This is a genomic window from Anoxybacillus thermarum, from assembly GCF_000836725.1.
GTDB lineage: Bacteria > Bacillota > Bacilli > Bacillales > Anoxybacillaceae > Anoxybacillus > Anoxybacillus thermarum.
In genome coordinates, this window is the sequence record NZ_JXTH01000031.1 from 12,732 (window position 1) to 31,879 (window position 19,148).

Below are 19,148 nucleotides of genomic sequence, written 5' to 3' on the forward strand. Positions count from 1 at the left end.
AAAAAGATTAAGTATAGGCGTGATACAAGGTGGTTACTTTATATCAAAACAAAGTTATTGACCAATTGCGTGATGCGTTAAAGAAAAAAAAGCATATGGTTAGTGTTACTGTAAGAGTGGGGCAAATCGATCCTCTTTCCTTTTTTGCCGCTGGTGAAACGTTATTTCATGGCCAGCGCTTTTATTGGTCAGACTGTTTCCATGAACAAACGTTTGTTGGGCTTGGATATGCGCAAGTTATAAAAAGCGAAGAAAAGACGAAAAAGCGGTTTCGAGAAGTGGAGAAAGCTTGGCAACAAATTGTAGAAGGCGCTTTCATCGAAGGAGAAGGGCCATTGATGTTCGGGGGGTTCGCTTTTGATCCGATGAAACATTCTGCTAAGCATTGGAGCCATTTTCCTTCCGCTCAGTTTGTGATCCCGAAATTTTTGTTAACAAAGCGCGGGGAGGAAACATGGCTCACAGTTAATGTTGTTCATGAATCGTTCGTGGAACTTGAGAAAATGATCGATTCGTTATTTATCATACATGATGAAATCGATAGCTACGATGTTGAAGTTGTCGAAAAAGAAGAAGTCGCTCGTGATCGTTGGTTTCATGCTGTTCGTCATGCAACCGATCTCATTCAAGACGGAGAGATTGAAAAAGTCGTTTTAGCGCGCGAGTTATTTCTTTCTTTTTCTCATCGAATTGATCGCTCTCATGTGTTACGCTCTTTGCGTGAACAACAACCAATGAGCTACATTTTTGCGTTTGAAAACGGCTCATCTTGTTTTATCGGTGCTTCTCCCGAGCAACTTGTGAAAAAGAACGGGTACATGTGTGAAACGGCTTGTCTCGCTGGTTCCATTCGTCGTGGACATACGATGAAAGAGGATGAGGAGCTCGGGCAATGGCTGTTAAAAGACGATAAAAATCGTCGTGAACATGCGTTCGTTGTCGACATGATTGAACAAGCGATGCATGAAATATGCACAGAGGTGATTGTTCCAAGTGAGCCGACTCTATTAAAAATGCGACATATCCAACATTTGTACACACCTGTTCGTGCGAACATAAAGGAAGGAGTTTCGATTTTTTCGCTCGTTGAACGGCTCCATCCAACGCCAGCGCTTGGGGGATTCCCGAAAGAAAAGGCGGTACAAACGATTCGGGAAATTGAGCCGCTTGATCGTGGATGGTATGCCGCTCCGATCGGTTGGGTTGATGCCAACGGAAACGGAGAATTTGCAGTAGCCATTCGCTCCGCGTTGATTGAAGACAATGAGGCGCATTTGTTTGCGGGGTGTGGGATTGTCGCTCATTCTAATCCGCTTAGTGAGTATGAGGAAACGAATGTAAAGTTTAAGCCGATGTTACTAGCGTTAGAGGGGGGAAGAAAATGAATGAAATGACCGCATATGTTGCCGTTTTTGTTGAGCAATTAGTTCATACGGGGATACAGCAAGCGGTGATTAGTCCAGGATCTCGTTCCACTCCTCTTGCGATGGTCATGGCTGAACATCCTCAGTTAAACATTCATGTTCATATTGATGAACGTTCTGCTGCTTTTTTTGCGTTAGGCATGGCGAAAGCTTCTGGAAAACCGGTTGCTCTTGTTTGTACGTCAGGTACTGCGGTAGCGAATTATTATCCAGCTATCGTTGAAGCATATTATGCACGCGTTCCGCTCGTTGTCATTACAGCTGATCGACCTCATGAATTGCGTGATGTCGGAGCACCGCAAGCGATCGATCAACTGCATATGTACGGCTCATATGTAAAATGGTTTGTTGATATGGCACTTCCAGAAGGAAATGAGCAAATGCTTCGTTATGCAGAAATGGTAGCTGCTCGCGCGGTATGTGTTGCAACATCTGTTCCTGCAGGACCGGTTCATATTAACGTACCGTTACGTGAACCGCTCGTCCCAATGCTCAATGAGTCGCTATTTTCCACATCATCAGCGACTCGCACTGTGTATAGAGGGAATAAACACCTTTCGAAAGAGATGATAGATGCGTTATATGAACAACTACGCCATGTCGAAAAAGGGGTCATTGTATGTGGAGATTTGCATGTGGAAGGGTTTGCTGATGCGGTGGTCGAGCTAGCAGAAGCGTTGCAATATCCTATTTTAGCCGACCCGCTTTCTTCACTGCGAACAGGTGCACATAGAAAACAGCTTATTATTGAATCGTATGATGCGATGTTAAAATGCGAAACGTTTGCAGATGCGTTTATCCCTGATGTCGTTATTCGTTTTGGAGCAATGCCTGTATCCAAATCGCTTTATCTTTGGTTGCAACGGCATAAACAAGTAAAACAAATGATTGTTGATGAGGCTGGGCAATGGCGCGATCCGACTTTATCGCTTCACGTGTTGATTGAAGCGAACGAGGTGCAATTTTGTTATGAGTTAGCTCAACGTGCTTCTACTACATCTCGTTCTTCGCAATGGATCAGCCAATGGAAAAAAATGAATGAACGAGCGAAGCAAATGTTATTACAGGCAAAAGAAGAAGAAAATATGTTTGAAGGAAAAATATTTATCGAACTCACCCAGTTATTACCAGATGGAACGACTCTTTTTGTCGGAAATAGTATGCCTATTCGCGATGCGGATACGTTTTTTTTGTCATCACATAAGCGAATTCGTTTATTGGCGAATCGGGGGGCAAACGGCATTGATGGAGTTGTATCGAGCGCTCTTGGAGCGAGCTGTGTTGCCAAACCACTTGTACTAGTTATTGGCGACTTGTCATTTTATCATGACTTAAATGGCTTACTTGCAGCTAAATTGCAACAGCTACATGCGACAATCATCGTTTTAAACAACAATGGAGGAGGTATTTTCTCCTTTTTGCCGCAGGCGAATGAGCCGAAACATTTTGAACGGTTATTCGGCACACCGACACATTTATCGTTTCATCATGTTGTAAACATGTATGATGGACATTATGAAAAAGTAGAGACATGGGACCATTTTCGCCGTGCGGTGGTAGATGCGCTCGCACGCCCAACGTTAAATGTAATTGAAGTTCCTTCATCACGTGAATATAATGTCGGAGTTCATCGGAAATTGTGGAAAGATGTTTCCCAGGAAATGTCCAACTTGTTGAACAAAGGGGAATGAGCATGAAGTTTGTCGTTCGAGGGCAAATGTATTATGTAGAAAAGCACGGAAATGGACAGCCTATTTTGTTGCTACACGGATTTACAGGTAGTTGTCAAACGTGGCATCCGCTTGTTTCGATGTGGGAACAACATATGCAATGCATAGCAATTGACATTCTCGGTCATGGACGAACGGATGCTCCTTCTTCTGTACAACGATATCATATCGATATGGTTGCCCAAGACGTCGCTATGCTTTTGGAACATTTAGGGATAAAAAAAGTCCATGTGCTAGGGTATTCGATGGGTGGCCGGCTTGCGTTAACATTTGCAGTTCGTTATCCTCAGTATGTGCAAACGTTAATATTAGAAAGTAGCTCTCCGGGGCTAAAGACGGAAGAAGAGCGAATGAAGCGTCGGGAGGAAGATGAACGATTAGCACAGTTTATTGAACAACATGGGGTTGCCTCGTTTGTTGATCGGTGGGAGAACATCCCGTTATTTTCTTCTTTAAAGCGGTTGCCCGAGGATGTACAACAGCGGTTAAGAGAAGAACGGTTACAGCATACAGCGATTGGATTAGCGAACAGTTTGCGTGGCATGGGGACAGGAACGCAACCTTCTTGGTGGGAAACGTTGCCTCAATTAATGTTCCCGACATTGTTGATTTGTGGTGAAGATGATGAAAAGTTTTGTCGAATTGCGTCAGAAATGGTACAATTATTACCAAACGGGACGCTCATCATCGTTCCGAATGCTGGACACGTTGTGCATCTAGAGCAGCGTGAACGATTTTGTACACTTGTTCAACAATTTGTGTTAAGAGGAGGTTTATTGCATGGCGATTGAATGGGTAAGAGAAAGAGAATATGAAGATATTTTGTATGAAACGTATAATGGCATTGCAAAAATTACAATTAACCGTCCAGAAGTACATAATGCGTTCCGGCCAAAAACAGTTATGGAGTTAATTGATGCGTTTGCGTATGCTCGTGACGATGCAAATATTGGAGTTATTATTTTAACAGGAGCAGGCGGCAAAGCGTTTTGTTCAGGTGGCGACCAAAAAGTGCGTGGACATGGTGGATATGTAGGTGACGACCAAATTCCGCGTTTAAACGTATTAGACTTACAACGCTTAATTCGCGTCATTCCAAAACCGGTTATTGCGATGGTTGCAGGTTATGCGATCGGCGGTGGTCATGTGCTACATGTTGTTTGTGATTTAACTATCGCAGCAGACAACGCGATTTTCGGTCAAACAGGGCCGAAAGTTGGCAGCTTTGATGGAGGATATGGCGCTGGTTACTTAGCGCGTATTGTTGGGCATAAAAAAGCCCGCGAAATTTGGTATTTATGTCGTCAATACAACGCTCAAGAGGCGTTAGAAATGGGATTAGTCAACAAAGTTGTTCCACTTGAGCAATTAGAAGAAGAAACGGTGAAATGGGCGGAAGAAATTTTAGAAAAAAGTCCGACAGCTATTCGTTTCTTAAAAGCTGCGTTTAATGCAGATACAGATGGACTTGCAGGCATCCAACAACTTGCAGGGGATGCAACGCTTCTTTATTACACAACAGACGAAGCGAAAGAAGGACGCGATGCATTTAAAGAAAAACGGAAACCGAACTTTAAACAATTCCCGCGTTTTCCGTAAAATGAAGACGACAGCTTGATGTATGCACATCAAGCTGTTTTTTTGAAGGTGGTGTGAAGATGATTCCAAACTGGTTGCTTCAGCGTGCGTATTTAACGCCGAATCGTATAGCGATATATGATGAAACAGAAGCGATTTCATTTGCTGAACTTCATGAACGAACGGCAAAACGAGCAAGACAACTTGTTTTTCTCGGTGTAAAAAAAGGGGATGTTGTCGCTATCTTAATGAAAAATAGTGCACATATGGTTGAGCTTATTCACGCCCTTCATTATATTGGTGCGATTGTTTTATTACAAAATGTGCGTTTATCCATAGACGAAGTAAAGTGGCAATTAGAACATAGTGGGGCGCGATTTGTCATTTGTGATGAGCCTTTTCCAGATGAGCGAGCGATCGAATGGGGAGAGTTTGCCAAACTTCGTGAACGAGATGAAAAATGGCAAACGATGTACAATCTAGACGATGTCTCAACAATTATGTACACATCGGGAACGACAGGAAAGCCAAAAGGGGTTATGCAAACGTACGGAAATCATTGGTGGAGTGCAATCGGTTCTGCTCTGAATCTCGGATTACGTGAAGATGATTGTTGGCTTGCTGCTGTTCCATTTTTTCATGTTAGCGGCTTATCGATTTTAATACGGAGCGTTATTTACGGAATTGGCGTGTATGTGATGTCGTCATTTGATGCGAAACGCGTCAATGAGCTCATTTTTCAACAAAACATTACGATGATGTCGGCTGTAAGCACAATGGTACAACAAATGATTCAAGAGTTAAAATATCCGTATCCTCCATCGTTTCGCTGTATGCTCGTCGGTGGAGGTCCTGTGCCACTTCCTTTGTTGCAATCATGTGCTTATTGGAATATACCGGTGTATCAAACGTACGGCATGACAGAAACCGCTTCGCAAGTAGCTACATTATCCCCAGATGCTCGCCATAAACACGGTTCAGCAGGAAAGCCGCTTTTCCATATGAACGTTCGTATTGAAAAAGAGGGGAAACCGCTGAATGCGAATGAAGTGGGAGAAATTGTTGTAAAAGGTCCGAGCGTCATGAAAGGGTACTGGAACAATGAGCAAGCAACAGCCGCTGTGTTAAAAGACGGTTGGTTATATACCGGAGATATCGGATATATGGATGACGAAGGGTTTTTATATGTGCTTGACCGACGTTCAGACTTAATTATTTCTGGTGGAGAAAACGTATATCCGGCTGAAATTGAATCGGTGCTTTTGCAACATGAGGCGGTAAAAGAAGCAGGTGTAGTCGGAGTGGCTGATGAAACATGGGGGCAAGTGCCATACGCGTTTGTCGTATTGCATGATGTAACAGCGACAGAAGAGCAATTAAAGCAGTTTTGTATGAATAAACTGGCGAAATATAAAGTGCCGAAGCGAATTTATATTGTTGATCATTTACCGCGCAATGCCGCAAACAAACTGATGCGCCATAAGCTGAAAAACTGGATCAATGAATAAGAGGAGGCAATCAATGCCTCCTCTTATTGATATCCTTTTGCTGTTTCTTTCGTGATTTTTTCTTTAAACAGTTTATAACTCCAAAGCTGATAGCCCACCACGATCGGCACCATGACGATGGCGACACCGAGCATAATTTTTAAATTTAATTCACTCCCTGCGGCTTCAAAAAGCGTTGTACTATATTCATCATCGATGCGCGAAGGGAGCATGTTTGGGAACATGCCGATGAACCCGGTTGCCATGAGCGTGAAAATGGTTAAGCAAATGTTTGTAAACGCAAGTCCAATTCGTTTTTGCCAGACGAACAATAGCATGAGCAATGCACATACGAAAGCAAATGCTGGTACGATCCAAAGAATTGGTGCTTTCGTGAAATTATTGAATAGCGGGGTACGATTGCTTGTTGCAACGAAGAAAAGAGATAATACGACCGTTGCAACGACAGAAGCTGGACGAGCCACTTTATAAGCTCGTTCTGCTACATCTCCAACTGTTTTTAGCATGACCCATAGGGCACCAGAGACAGCAAATAAGCTAATAAATAATAAGCCGCCTAAAAGACCGTACGGATGAAGCAAGCTGAACAACGTTCCTTCATATCCAGATGGACCAATTTTTAAACCGTAAAACAAATTAGCAAAGGCAACACCAAACAGAAGCGCTAAAGTAAAACTACTAATTGTAAATGCCCATTTCCAGCTTTTTTGCCAAAGCGGCGCATCGTCTTTATGCATAAACTCTAATCCGGCTGCGCGAAAAAAGAGCGCGAATAAAATGAGCATCATCGGCGTATATAAGAAGCTGAATAAATCTGCATAAACGGCTGGAAATGCGGCAAACGTTGCCCCTCCAGCTGTAATTAACCATACTTCATTTCCGCCCCAAAACGGTCCAACCGCTTCTTGCAACTGATTTCGCTCTTGACGGTTTCTCGCTAAAAACGGAAACAACATACCTGTACCGAGCGTATATCCATCTAACACAAAGTATATCGTCCAAATGAGTCCCCATAGTCCGAACCAAATGATCGCAACTGTTTCATGAGACATGTTGAATTTCCCCACCTTTCGTAGCCGTGGATGTGTACGGTCCTTTTTTCGCATATTTCAACATTAAGTACACGTCTGCAATAAGCAAAATAGTGTAAAATAAAACTAAGCTGACGAGTGAGAAAACAATTTGTGAAAGAGAAATAGGTGATACGGCTTCAGCTGTGCGCATTAATCCATATACCGTCCACGGTTGACGCCCGACTTCCGCAACGACCCAGCCAGCGTTGATAGCGACATACGGAAGCAATACAGAATACATGACAAGTTTTAAGAAACGCCGTGATTCAACTAATTTATTTTTACGATATAAGTAAAATCCGTACCAAAATAGAGCGACGAAGTATAGACCGAGTGCCACCATTAAACGAAATGAATAAAAGACGATATTGACATTCGGACGTTCATCTTTTGGAATTTGATCGAATCCGACAACTTTCCCATCAAACGAGTGCGTATAAAAGTAACTTCCGAGCTTTGGAATCGTTAAAAATTCAACGATGTTACGCTCGTTTTCTGGGTCAGGAATTTGAATAATGTGAAATGGCAAACTTTCTTTTGTTTCCCACACAGCTTCAAGAGCTGCCCCTTTGGCAGGCTGCATTTTTGCCGCAAATGATGCGGATTTATGACCGATAAACGGTGTAGCTGTTGCTGCGATTAATCCTAAAATGAGTCCGTATTTAAACGATTTTTTGAAAAACTCGATATGTTGTTTACGTAATAAATGCCAAGCACTAACCGCCATCACAAAAAATGCCCCAACGATATAACAGCTAACAACTGTATGAACGAACATATGCCATGCATATGGATTTGTCACAACTTCCCAAAAGTTTTGTAGTTCGATGCGGCCGTTTCTTTCAATATATCCGACCGGATTTTGCATAAAGCCGTTTGCTGTGATAATCCAAAGCGCTGAAATGTTTGTACCAAGCGCCACCATCCAGATGGAGAACGCACGAAGTTTTGGCGAAATTTTATCCTTCCCAAATAGCCAAATGCCCATAAATGTTGACTCTAAAAAGAAAGCAACGAGCGCTTCAATGGCGAGCGGAGAGCCGAAAATATCACCCATATATTTCGAATACTCCGACCAGTTTGTCCCAAATTGAAATTCCATTGTAATTCCTGTCACAACACCGAGAACGAAGTTAATGGCAAACAATTTTCCCCAAAAGTCCGCCATTTGCCGATAGAGCGGATTTTTTGTTCGTACGTGTTGCGTTTCCATCCATGCAATCAAAACAATAAGACCAATCGTTAACGGGACGAATAAAAAATGATAAAAAACCGTAATGGCAAATTGAAAACGGCTAAGTAAAAGTACGTCGCTCATATATCCCCCTCCGATATGCTAAATATTTTTCATATGTATAAGAGTAACCTCAATACGTGAAGAAGAGATGAGAGAAATGTTGCAAAACTGTGGCGATAATTTTAAAAAAATGTGTCTATTCACGATTATTAACATGAAAAAAGAGAAAACCCCTTGCGATGGGCAAGGGGGATGCTGTTATTCGTTCGGTTGGAACGTTTTACAGTCTGTTTCTGTTGAACTTGTTGCCGTTGCACCGGCATGGCTTACGACATAGATTGCGTCTGCACTACATCGATTACCTTGTGACCAAAACTGACAATTTTGCACTTCACAAAGCACATCTTTTGCCATGATCATTCCCTCCTTTCTTCATGCTGATGTTAGTGTAGGCAAAACGCTGGCAAGACATAACATGAAAAAATGAGCAAAAATAGCGAGAATTTTTATCAATAAATGTTGACATGGATAATCATTCTCAATTAGAATGAAATTGTGCAATATAAGACAAAAAGCCGGAGGGAGTTATATGTCATCGCTATTAGTTGTTGGTGCGGATCATTTAGGAAACATTGCCGATAAATTAAAAAACTCAGGATTTCAGGAAATTATTCATTTAGATGGTCGAAAAGTGAATATGGTGAGACGTCAAATACCAGAGCATGTCGATATCGTATTTGTTATGACTGATTATATTAACCATAATTTAGCGAAAGTCATTAAACAAAAAGCAAAAGATCAACATAAGCCGATTTACTTTGTAAAGCGTTCATGGAGTTCCATTCAATCTGTCATTGAGCAAATGGGGGAGCTAAAACGAGTGAACTAAGGAGGAGAGAACATTGTGGCAATCGTTTTTGAATGAAGTGTTAACTTATCATTACAGCATATCTCCGCCTCATCGTTCATCGCTTACGTTGCTAAAAGGAATTGAACGGGCAACATCATCGTTTCCGATCGCTTCTTGTGACTCTCCCGTTACATATTATAAAATGATTGCACAAATGACCGACTATTTGCTTCATTTCGTTGCTAATGATCAGTCGTTTGTTCACATATTAGATGCGCACGATGCATTTGTTACAGCATTATGTACGTCTGAAACAGGCGTTGTCCCGTCATGTATGAACATTTTTATAGTTGATGCAATTTCGCTTTCAAAAGCGATGCTTATGTTTGAAAATCATTTTAAAGTAAAACCAGAAAAAGTTTATATTTACCATATATCAGAAAATCGTGTCATACATTTTTGCTTGACAAGACATGTGCATCAAGTATCATAAATATATATTGATAATGAATTTCATTTTTGAGGAGAGGGGAAGTATGGAGAAATGGGTCAAAATCGGTTCAGCCATTGCCTTATCATCATCGTTAATTGTTAGCGGCTGTGCTGAACAAACGACAAAAAAGAAAGAAGAGACAAAAAAAACTATCCACGTTCCTGTGACAGATTATACGTTTCGAACAGCAGGAAATATGTTTGCATATTCAGAGTTTGAGCTGTCTGGCGAACCTTTAGCAGAAGGGTTAGGATTAGATTTAGATTTGTTAGATGTTCGAAAAATAAATGAACCGACTGAATTTGATTATATTGCAGGTGTAGAGTCTTACGAGTATTCCGAGGAAGCCATGTATGAGGTAACGGAAAAGTCAGGGCTCGGTTTGCATCTTATTCACGGTCCTATAGCAAAAAAATTAGCGAAACAAAGCGGAAAAGAAAGTCATGAAGTATTAGCTGAACGTTTTTATTTGCTTGCTGATCAAGTTGGATATCCACGCGAAGAAATATTTCGCAATATGTTTCCTACATTAATTGAGTATGAAAGTGGGGATCCACATTACATACAACAGGTGGATACAGACGTATATGCAGAAAATGATGACGGTACGTACGTCCCAGTGTACCAAGTGGATTTTCAAACGTTGCGATGGGATCGTGAAAAAATGAATAAAATGCTTGTTCCTGCGGCTTACGGGGCAACGTTTTTAAAACAAGCTTTATGGGCTGGTGACTTTTTAAGTGCGTTCCATACGGTTGATAAGGACGAGGAAATAGAGGCAAAAACGGCAAATGATGATCAGCATTCAAATATTGCATTAGGAGTTAGTTCGGCTGATGGAATGCAAGGAATGATTTTAACTGAGCAAATATGGAATAAGTTGTTGTTTATTCGTGACCATTTATTTTATGATGCAAAAAATGACAAGCTTACTTCATTGAACAAAGGAACTTATGAGCCGGAAAAAGGGTTTGTATATTTGCCGCATCAAGTTGAAGTTGTTGAAAATGGAGATGCTCAAGCACCTGATGCTCAACAACTCATTTTGAAAGATAAACGTAGTTTTTTGCAAGACCAATGGCTTATGTTATGGCCAGCGGCTGAATTTTTTGGTATGACCGATCAGCGCGAGGCTAACAAAAATCAAAATCCAGCCTTTTTAGCTGTTTTTGATGGTCAACCTTATCCAAAAGCACCGAATGAAAATATCGATGAAAATGTTCATAATGATGTACAAAGTGACGATCCATATTCGGTGAATCGAGATATTTTACTGACTGTTTTTAAAAACGTTGATGCGATGCATTTCAATGATGAATTAGGTATATTTGTTGAAGAACATAGCGGAACTGAGCAAGGGAAGTATATGAACACGTTTGATGCTGGTTATACAATGGAAGCACTTCGTATTTTTCAACGAGCAATTGACGGTTTGCCAGTTGGCTATGCGAATGGAGAAGAGGCAGAAGGTTTGCATACGGCGGAAGGAAAACGAGCGCTCGAGCTTATTCGTAAACAAGCAGATTTCATCATTGAAAAATTAATAAGAGAAGATGGACTTGTTGCAAATGGGTTTACAATTGGAGAAGGGATAGATAAGTCAGAACCAACACTTCTTTCTCAACTTGGAGCGATTCGTGGGTTAACGGCAGCCTTTTTGGCTACAAAGGAAGAGAAGTACCGTGAAGCCGCACGAAATATTTATGTTGCCATGGATCGATATTTTTGGGATCAGAAATTGCATGTTTATCAAACGGCAAAAGGTGAAAGGAAATATGATCCGTTTGTGGCTGGAGCTCTTTCAAGTATATTCCGTTTAGCCATAAACCAATTAAACAACATAGATCAAGATGAACAACAACCAAAAGAGCTTGATCGCGAAACAATTATTTCTCGCTATGTAGATTTTTATAATCTCATTATCGATGGACCGAGCATAAAAGAAGGAATGCAAGCAAGTGAGTTTTGGGATACAGGAGATGTGTATAAAAAAGACGACCAATCTGGCAATACAGATAAAGATCACGTGCCACAAGTCCAAGCTGGAGATGGCCCGTATGGTATTGCTCCTATTCTCGTAAATGTTGAAGTCAAAGAAAAGTAAAAGGCGGACCGTCCAAGCCGGCCGCCTTTTCTGTGTGGGGGATGAATATGAAAAAATTGGCCATAGTTCTTTTTGCTTTTTTTCTCGCTTCGTGCGCTAAGCAATCGGTATTTATGTCTAAACAAACAGTAATTCGCGATGAGGCAGTAAACAGCAACAATATTGTTATGAATCGAGCGGGAGATGAATTGTATGTTGCAAATATAGACGTACCTACTGTAACAATTATCGATGTGAAAACAAAAAAGAAGAAGGCAGAAATTGCTGTTGGACGGGAGCCACGGCAATTAACATTAAGCCCTGATGAACAATTTTTATATGTGTCCTGTATGTATGACCATCGAGTTGATATTATCTCGTTAAAAAAACAAACAGTCATTGGGCATATTCAAACAGGGATTGAGCCGTTTGGTCTTGTGACGAGCCAAGACGGTCGATGGTTATATGTCGCTAACTACCGTTCGGGGACATTATCCATTGTCGATTTGCAATCAGGAAAAGTGAAAAAAGACATTCGAGTAGGTGACCGACCTCGAACGGTTACAATTACGGCAGATGGTAAAAAGCTATATGTCCCACATTATTTGCAAGGGAAAATTACAGTCATTGATACAAAAAAAGAAAAAGTCGTTAAACAAATTTCTTTGGCACCTTCACCCGATCAAGAAGATCGAAAAAAAAGTCAGGGCATCCCAAATACGTTAGAGCAGTTTGTTATTGCACCTGATGGAAAAAAAGCATACGTGCCACATTTATTAACAAATGTTGATACACCTATTCATTTTGAAGAGACGATTTTTCCGGCTATTTCTGTCATTCGTTTAGATATTGATGAAGAAGTGTTAGATGAAAGAAAAGAATTATTTGAAGAAATCAACGTCACAGATGTAAACAATGAAACAATGATTGTGTCGAATCCGTACGATATAGCATTTCATCCAAACGGAAAAAAAGCATATGCCATTATGTCAGGCAGTGAAGATCTTGTCGTCTTTGACCTTGCCCGTGGAGGAAATGCTACGCAAGTATTGCGCAGAATTCAAGGAGATAATCCGAGAGGAATTGTCATTTCTCCGGACGGAGAAACACTTTATATTCATCAGGCGATGAGTCATGAACTTGCCATTGTAAAAACAGGCGGAGAACAAGCATATGCAAAAGCAAAACAAATAGGCAAAAATATTTCTTTAATTTCGCAAGATTCTTTACCACCGCTTGTAAGAGAAGGAAAAAAGATATTTTATAGTGCAAATAGTGATGAATATGCAGCAGAGATAACAAAAAACAATTGGATGAGTTGTGCATCTTGTCATAGCGACGGAGATATAAATGGCTTGACGCTGATGACACCGAAAGGACCAAGAAATGTGCCAAGCAACATATTAACAACGAAGACAGGATTATTTATGTGGGACGGATCGCGTGATGATTTTACTGACTATATTCATACAGTCCAAGGGGAGATGGGCGGGATGTTGCAATACGATCCAAGTAAACCGTTACCGCCTGATGTGCAACATATGTTTGATGTGCTATTTGCATATTTGGATGATCCAAGTTCATTTCCTGTTCCAAAGAGCCCTTATCGAGAAAAAGATGGAAGTTTAACACATATAGCAAAAAAAGGGGAGCAGCTGTTTTTTGGAAAGGGGAACTGCCTCACTTGCCATGGAGGAAAGTATTTTACAGATAGTGTAAAAGCAGTGGATAACAATGGGCAGCTCACAACAGATCAAATATCGTTTTTGCACGACATCGGAACAGCAAATGTACTGGATCGTTCATCGTCTGGAGATGCACGTGCACAATTTAAAAATCCTCGAACTCCGAAGCAGTGGGATACTCCTACATTGCGTGGAGTATGGGCGACTGCCCCTTATTTACATGATGGAAGCGCAAGCACGATTGAAGAAGCTATTGTACGTCATCGGATAAAGGAAGTAGAGCAGCTTAGTGAAGAAGAAATAAAGCAAATTGCGGCATACGTACGATCATTAGAGTAAAAAGGTGGGCTAACCCACCTTTTTACAATTCATCGAACCCATTAATATCGGTTGTTTTTGTGTAGGAACGTGGACGGGCTTCGAAAAAGTCAGTTTTGCCTAAGTTTACATTTTCATCGCTAAAGACGCGAATCCAAGGCATGGCGTTTTCATCCGCATCGTAGCGGTCATCTAAGCCAAGCATGCGCAGCCGCTTGTTTCCGAGATATTCGATATATTTCTCCATTTCAATTACATCAATGCCATCGATGTCGCGCAACACAAAGCGCGACCATTCTGTTTCATAACGAATCGCTTCATCGATGTAGTCATATATCCATACTGAAAATGATCCGTCTTCGTCCAAATGAGGATTTTCCCATAATACAGCGCGTACGAGTTGGGAAATGAAGTAGCTATGGCATAGTTCGTCTTTATTAATATAGCTAATCATCGTTGATGTTTTCACCATTTTTTGATTTCGCGCTAAGTTGTAAAAAAAGGCGAACCCGGAATAAAAATTAATTCCTTCTAAGACGAGCGAAGCGACAAGGGCACGGCAAAACGTTTCCACAGTTGGTCGTTCACGAAACGCTTCGTATACGCGAATGACGTGTTCATTTCGCTTATAAATGTACGGATTCGTGCGCGCCATTTCAAAGGCACGGTTTTGCTCGGATAGTTTCTCAATAGACGCAAGCACATACGAGTACGATTGATTATGGACGACTTCTTGTTGCTCGATAATCGAAAAAATCGCTTTGACGCTCGGATCGGTAATGTATTCTTTCATCGCTCCGATAAAGTTCGGTTGCACAGAGTCTAAAATCGAAAGCAACCCGATAATGTGTAAAAATGCATCACGTTCCCGCTCACTTAAATGATGCCATTGTTTAATATCATCAGACATGTTGATTTCAAATGGCGTCCAAAAGTTGCCGAGCAACATTTTGTATATATCATAAAAATGGCTATATTTAATATCGTTCCAGTTTAAAATGCCACTTGCTTTTCCATTAATAATGCTTGTTGCTTTATTTGGATGCGACGGCTCGAGCAATTTTACTTTCGTCAATAACAAAACGTTCAACCTCCTTGAGTAGTTGGTGTACGAAAACAGCCGGCAAATGTTGTTGATGGCCGCGCGGGGATTGTTCAATTTTTAACGTGCCGAGCACCGTCGTCACTTTTCGTAAATGGTACGCCATTTCATCGACAGCGCGGCAATAGTATGGCCACATTTGATCTCCTGTACCAAACAGCGCAACAGGAGGCAAAGAAAGGTTTCGCTCTTTAATAAGAAAACGAAGTAGCCTTCTCATTTCATCCGGAAGTTGTCCATTTCCCCACGTATATGAACCGAATAAAAGAAGTTGTGCTTCATGAATGAGCGATTCGATCGCAAACATATGTTCAACATTGATCGTTTTCACTGCATGTCCGTATGAGCAAAAAGCTTCTTCTATTAACAGCGCGACTTCTTTTGTGTTCCCTGTTTTCGATGTGTAACAAATAAGAACGTTCATTTTTTATCCTCCTACGATGAACAAACGTCGCATTCTTCAATCGTTACTGCGGTACTACGAACGTAATACGTTGATTTTAACCGCTCTTTCCATGCGGTAAGATGCAAGTCAAGCAAATCTTTTGCTTTAATCGTGTTATACACATATAGATTAAAACTTAACGATTGGTCGACATGTTTTTGTCTTGCGGCGTTTTGACGAATGCTCATCTTTTGATCCACTTCATAGGCGTTATCGTAAAACCAAAACGTTTTTGCGTTTAAATCAGGGACGGTCACAGGAATTTTATAATTTTTCTTTTCTTCGAAATATAAACGGTTAAAGACAGGGTCGCACGATGCCGTTCCGTTTGCTAAAACGGATGTTGAAGCGTTTGGTGCAGGCGCCATTAAATAGCCGTTTCGCATCCCATATGCCATCACTTGTTGTTTTAAATGATCCCAGTCTAACTCATCATGGGAGGAATATCCACGAAGTTCAAAGTATTTTCCTGTGTGCCAATCGGAGCCTTCAAATGCCGGATATGCTCCTTTTTCTTTCGCAAGCTCCATGCTCGCTTTGATCGTGAGGTAAGCAATTTTCTCGAACAACCGATCAGCAAGTTGTACACTTTCTTCGCTGTTCCATTTTATCCCTTTTAACGCTAACAAATGATGCCAAGAAAATGCTCCTAAGCCGATGGCACGATATTTTTTATTTGTGATGACCGCTTGCAACACTTCAATTCGTTTTTCGTTTAAGTCAATGACGTTATCGAGCATACGCACTTGAATCGGGATTAATCGTTCTAACACATCATCTTGTACGGCACGCGCTAAATGAATGCTCGATAAGTTGCAAACGACAAAGTCGCCCGGTTTTTTATGAACGATAATTTCTCCATGTTCTGTATATTCTTTTGTGACGATCGTTGGGCTCATGTTTTGCATAATTTCTGTACATAAATTGCTAGAATAAATCATGCCTGCGTGTTTATTCGGGTTCATGCGATTCGCTTCATCACGATAGAACATATAAGGCGTGCCCGTTTCTAACTGAGACTTTAATATTCTTTTTATAATTTCGATAGCAGGAACACGCTCTTTACTTAACGATGGATGATTCACACACTCCTCATATTTTTCACGGAACGAACCAGCTCCGCGTTCTTCATCATAAAAGTCTTCCAATCCTAATGGATTGCCTTTTTTATCTTTCCATCCCATTACTTTTTTCACTTCATGTGGGTCAAATAAATACCAATCGCCACGCTTTTCGACTTGTTCCATAAATAAGTCAGGAATGCATACGCCATAAAATAAATCATGAGCTTTTGTTCGTTCGTCACCGTTGTTTAGCTTCGCGTCTAAAAACGAGAAAATGTCTTTATGCCAAACGTCTAAATATACCGCGATGCTTCCTTGTCGCGTACCGAGTTGGTCAACCGATACAGCGGTATTGTTTAATTGGCGCATCCAAGGAATGACGCCAGAGGAGACGCCTTTAAACCCTTTAATATCAGAATTTCTTGCGCGAATTTTTCCTAAATATACGCCAATTCCTCCACCGCCTTTTGATAGACGAGCGACATCTGTATTCGACTCATAAATGCCAATTAAACTATCGTCCACTGTATCAATAAAACAACTCGATAATTGACCATATGACTTCCCAGCGTTTGCGTAAGTTGGCGTAGCGACGGTCATATATTGATTAGATAACGCCCAATACGCTTCTTTCGCTAGTGCCATTCGTTTTGTCGGATGTTCATACGCCATTAATGTTAAAGCAATCGTTAAAAAGCGCTCTTGCGGCAATTCGTAAATTTCACCGCCATACCCTTTCGCTAAATAGCGATCAACGAGCGTTTTTAACCCAATGTACGTAAATAACTCGTCCTTTTTTGCGTCAATCCATGTGCTCGCTTCTTGCAGCTCTTCTTTCGTATATCGTTCCAATAAAAACGAGTCGTAAATCCCGAGATCGACGAGCATTGTTTGCAATTCATAAAAGTAGCGATATGTGTCGGATATATCATAACCGCGATTTTTAGCTGCCTCGTCGTATAGCTGTTGCAAATAGAGACGAGCTGCAACAAACGTCCAATCCGGCTGTTCTACGGTGATTTCATCAAGCGCATTTAAAATGAGTTTATTCATCATGTCGTTGTATCGCTGTGTATGGACAAGCGCCCTTACAGTCCGTTCGATGTATCGCTCACTCGCTAAGTGCGGAAAGTCTTTGAAAATAGGAAACAATAATGTGCGGATCGTTTCTTCATTCACTTCTGTTTGTTGTTTTATGTACACCATATAACATCCCTTCCCCTAAAAAATAAAAACATCCGCTCTCGTTGAGCGGATGAAACGATGGAAAAAGGCATGCTTTCACCATCGTTTCATCTTCTCAATCCCCGAAGAATATGAAACGATACAAGGAAGGCAGGTCTCCTGACTCGCGCTTCTTCCTACTTTGGATTCCTTCCCATATATGCGCCTGAAAAGCTGACATATACAGTGGTGTTGTTCCCATTTCGTCTGCGCACACAGTTGCGGGGACAGCTCTGGATTCGCACCAGATTCCCTATTAAGTCCGTTCGGACACCTTCACTTGCCGGTTTCAATATATAGTTGTTGATTTGTTTATTTATCACAATATGTTGTATAAAAAGGCTTACGTTTAAAACTATAACGAAAAATTTCAACATTTGCAATCATTATTTTTCATCATTTGCTAAATAGCGCCGGTCTTTCATAAACAGCCGCCAAAAATAAATGAAACCTGGAAATAAAATTGCAAAGCCGACGATGTACGTCACAAAAAGAGCACGAAACGTATTCGGATGAGTAAATCCGGATTCGATTGTCACATTCGGATAAATCATATACGGTAAATGAGCTTTTCCGTATGCGTAACTTGCACAAAAATATTGCAAGACGATGGCTACAACCGCAAGGCGTGGTATTCCGCGCCTGTTTTTCTTTTTCCATGATGGAAGAAAAAGCGCCCCACCAGCTAAGAGAAATAATATGATAGAAGCGGCAAGCCACGGCCAACGTGCAATCATTCCGTCATATAGCCAACGCGCTTCATTTCGCATCGTGACCATAATGAGAATAGAGGAGAGCAAAGCGAACGGACCGATGATGAGCGCATCGCGGCGATAAATCGTATATGCTTCTATTTCATTTGAGTCAGTCAAGACTTTGTGGAGAACATTTTTTCGGTTCACTACGGGTGTTGTCAATCACTAGTTAGCGAACCATTTTCAGGAATTGATATCGTAAGCGCTTTTGGACTCTCATCCCTCATCTTGAAGTGATGATATTGTATTCCATTTTTTTACACCCAACCAAAATCCCGAAGCGCCGACAACGCTTGATGGATCGGCGTCCCGGATGACCGCTGCAGGCACGGTAGATTCTGACGCACCACATCTGCCCACAACCGTCCTGCCTTCCGTTTGGCCTGTTCAACCCGCTTGGACTTCGTCGAGGCCGAGGCTGCCGTTCGGGTCTCTTCTTCCTCCACCAACTGCCCATTTCTCCGCCAAATCCCGTCGATTCGGGCTGCCATCGCCCTCAGAAACGCCCGAAGCCCTTGGTCTTTCCAGCTGCGGCGGGATTTCACCCGATGCGCAAACCGGCTCATCACGCTCTCGGCG

Annotated in this window: 16 protein-coding genes, 1 pseudogene and 1 riboswitch; of the genes and pseudogenes, 9 read left to right on the top strand and 8 right to left on the bottom strand. The window is 41.4% G+C overall.

The window, feature by feature from the left end:
* Positions 1–29 precede the first annotated feature (29 nt).
* The 5 genes from LH47_RS08650 to LH47_RS08670 are packed head-to-tail and all read left to right on the top strand — an operon-like array spanning position 30 to position 6,240.
* Complete coding sequence (locus LH47_RS08650) at positions 30–1,385, top strand: isochorismate synthase (RefSeq protein ID WP_043966577.1); 1,356 nt, start codon at positions 30–32, stop codon at positions 1,383–1,385.
* Positions 1,382–3,115 carry a 2-succinyl-5-enolpyruvyl-6-hydroxy-3-cyclohexene-1-carboxylic-acid synthase gene (menD, locus tag LH47_RS08655; protein WP_043966579.1) on the top strand — a complete coding sequence of 578 codons (1,734 nt, stop codon included), beginning with the start codon at positions 1,382–1,384 and terminating at the stop codon, positions 3,113–3,115. Before LH47_RS08650 ends, menD begins: the two co-directional genes overlap by 4 nt.
* Before the next feature lie 2 nt (positions 3,116–3,117).
* Entirely contained in the window at positions 3,118–3,945 is an 828-nt protein-coding gene (gene menH / locus LH47_RS08660; RefSeq protein WP_043966580.1) for a 2-succinyl-6-hydroxy-2,4-cyclohexadiene-1-carboxylate synthase, read from the top strand.
* A complete protein-coding gene (menB, locus tag LH47_RS08665; RefSeq protein ID WP_043966582.1) occupies positions 3,935–4,753 on the top strand; it encodes a 1,4-dihydroxy-2-naphthoyl-CoA synthase in 819 nt (272 codons plus the stop codon). Before menH ends, menB begins: the two co-directional genes overlap by 11 nt.
* A 59-nt stretch (positions 4,754–4,812) precedes the next feature.
* Positions 4,813–6,240, top strand: coding sequence for an o-succinylbenzoate--CoA ligase (locus LH47_RS08670; RefSeq protein ID WP_043966584.1), 1,428 nt, complete (start codon positions 4,813–4,815; stop codon positions 6,238–6,240).
* A gap of 23 nt (positions 6,241–6,263) precedes the next feature.
* Here the strand turns inward: LH47_RS08670 and cydB are convergent, their stop codons facing one another.
* The 3 genes from cydB to LH47_RS15230 all read right to left on the bottom strand — a co-directional run bounded on the left by cydB (position 6,264) and on the right by LH47_RS15230 (position 8,964).
* Positions 6,264–7,292: a cytochrome d ubiquinol oxidase subunit II gene (gene cydB / locus LH47_RS08675; protein ID WP_043966586.1), complete on the bottom strand. Its 1,029-nt coding sequence runs from the start codon at positions 7,290–7,292 to the stop codon at positions 6,264–6,266.
* Positions 7,282–8,631, bottom strand: a complete 1,350-nt coding sequence (locus tag LH47_RS08680; protein ID WP_035063864.1) for a cytochrome ubiquinol oxidase subunit I — start codon at positions 8,629–8,631, stop codon at positions 7,282–7,284. Before LH47_RS08680 ends, cydB begins: the two co-directional genes overlap by 11 nt.
* Before the next feature lie 177 nt (positions 8,632–8,808).
* Complete coding sequence (locus LH47_RS15230) at positions 8,809–8,964, bottom strand: DUF1540 domain-containing protein (protein WP_009361637.1); 156 nt, start codon at positions 8,962–8,964, stop codon at positions 8,809–8,811.
* Positions 8,965–9,139: 175 nt separating this feature from the next.
* Between LH47_RS15230 and LH47_RS08685 the strand changes: the two genes are divergently transcribed.
* Genes LH47_RS08685 through LH47_RS08700 form a run of 4 tightly spaced genes read left to right on the top strand, consistent with a single transcriptional unit; the run spans position 9,140 to position 14,000 of the window.
* Positions 9,140–9,439, top strand: a complete 300-nt coding sequence (locus LH47_RS08685) for a DUF2325 domain-containing protein (protein WP_043966593.1) — start codon at positions 9,140–9,142, stop codon at positions 9,437–9,439.
* A gap of 13 nt (positions 9,440–9,452) precedes the next feature.
* Complete coding sequence (locus LH47_RS08690; protein WP_043966595.1) at positions 9,453–9,893, top strand: hypothetical protein; 441 nt, start codon at positions 9,453–9,455, stop codon at positions 9,891–9,893.
* A 43-nt stretch (positions 9,894–9,936) separates the two neighbouring features.
* Positions 9,937–11,997: a hypothetical protein gene (locus LH47_RS08695; protein ID WP_043966597.1), complete on the top strand. Its 2,061-nt coding sequence runs from the start codon at positions 9,937–9,939 to the stop codon at positions 11,995–11,997.
* A gap of 47 nt (positions 11,998–12,044) precedes the next feature.
* Positions 12,045–14,000, top strand: a complete 1,956-nt coding sequence (locus tag LH47_RS08700) for a beta-propeller fold lactonase family protein (RefSeq protein ID WP_043966599.1) — start codon at positions 12,045–12,047, stop codon at positions 13,998–14,000.
* A gap of 22 nt (positions 14,001–14,022) precedes the next feature.
* On the opposite strand, the gene LH47_RS08705 is transcribed toward LH47_RS08700, so the two are convergent.
* The 5 genes and pseudogenes from LH47_RS08705 to LH47_RS08725 all read right to left on the bottom strand — a co-directional run.
* Positions 14,023–15,060, bottom strand: a complete 1,038-nt coding sequence (locus LH47_RS08705) for a ribonucleotide-diphosphate reductase subunit beta (RefSeq protein ID WP_043966601.1) — start codon at positions 15,058–15,060, stop codon at positions 14,023–14,025.
* On the bottom strand, positions 15,014–15,505 hold the full coding sequence (locus LH47_RS08710) for a flavodoxin domain-containing protein (protein ID WP_043966603.1): 492 nt from the start codon (positions 15,503–15,505) through the stop codon (positions 15,014–15,016). Before LH47_RS08710 ends, LH47_RS08705 begins: the two co-directional genes overlap by 47 nt.
* Before the next feature lie 11 nt (positions 15,506–15,516).
* The gene (locus LH47_RS08715; protein ID WP_043966605.1) at positions 15,517–17,796 is read right to left on the bottom strand and encodes a ribonucleoside-diphosphate reductase subunit alpha; all 2,280 of its coding nucleotides are present in this window, start codon (positions 17,794–17,796) and stop codon (positions 15,517–15,519) included.
* Positions 17,797–17,906: 110 nt separating this feature from the next.
* Positions 17,907–18,107: riboswitch (cobalamin riboswitch) on the bottom strand.
* A gap of 93 nt (positions 18,108–18,200) precedes the next feature.
* Positions 18,201–18,680, bottom strand: a pseudogene (locus LH47_RS08720) (cytochrome d ubiquinol oxidase subunit II); the annotation flags it as partial.
* A 146-nt stretch (positions 18,681–18,826) separates the two neighbouring features.
* A partial coding sequence (locus LH47_RS08725) for a UPF0236 family transposase-like protein (protein ID WP_200890863.1) occupies positions 18,827–19,148 on the bottom strand: 322 nt, incomplete at its 5' end.

What these genes read in the sequence shown, in the direction of transcription:
- menD (WP_043966579.1), top strand. Translation starts at nt 1,382, where the DNA reads ATGAATGAAATGACCGCATATGTTGCCGTTTTTGTTGAGCAATTAGTT.
- menH (WP_043966580.1), top strand. Translation starts at nt 3,118, where the DNA reads ATGAAGTTTGTCGTTCGAGGGCAAATGTATTATGTAGAAAAGCACGGA.
- menB (WP_043966582.1), top strand. Translation starts at nt 3,935, where the DNA reads ATGGCGATTGAATGGGTAAGAGAAAGAGAATATGAAGATATTTTGTAT.
- LH47_RS08670 (WP_043966584.1), top strand. Translation starts at nt 4,813, where the DNA reads ATGATTCCAAACTGGTTGCTTCAGCGTGCGTATTTAACGCCGAATCGT.
- cydB (WP_043966586.1), bottom strand. Translation starts at nt 7,292, where the DNA reads ATGTCTCATGAAACAGTTGCGATCATTTGGTTCGGACTATGGGGACTC.
- LH47_RS08680 (WP_035063864.1), bottom strand. Translation starts at nt 8,631, where the DNA reads ATGAGCGACGTACTTTTACTTAGCCGTTTTCAATTTGCCATTACGGTT.
- LH47_RS15230 (WP_009361637.1), bottom strand. Translation starts at nt 8,964, where the DNA reads ATGGCAAAAGATGTGCTTTGTGAAGTGCAAAATTGTCAGTTTTGGTCA.
- LH47_RS08685 (WP_043966593.1), top strand. Translation starts at nt 9,140, where the DNA reads ATGTCATCGCTATTAGTTGTTGGTGCGGATCATTTAGGAAACATTGCC.
- LH47_RS08695 (WP_043966597.1), top strand. Translation starts at nt 9,937, where the DNA reads ATGGAGAAATGGGTCAAAATCGGTTCAGCCATTGCCTTATCATCATCG.
- LH47_RS08700 (WP_043966599.1), top strand. Translation starts at nt 12,045, where the DNA reads ATGAAAAAATTGGCCATAGTTCTTTTTGCTTTTTTTCTCGCTTCGTGC.
- LH47_RS08710 (WP_043966603.1), bottom strand. Translation starts at nt 15,505, where the DNA reads ATGAACGTTCTTATTTGTTACACATCGAAAACAGGGAACACAAAAGAA.
- LH47_RS08715 (WP_043966605.1), bottom strand. Translation starts at nt 17,796, where the DNA reads ATGGTGTACATAAAACAACAAACAGAAGTGAATGAAGAAACGATCCGC.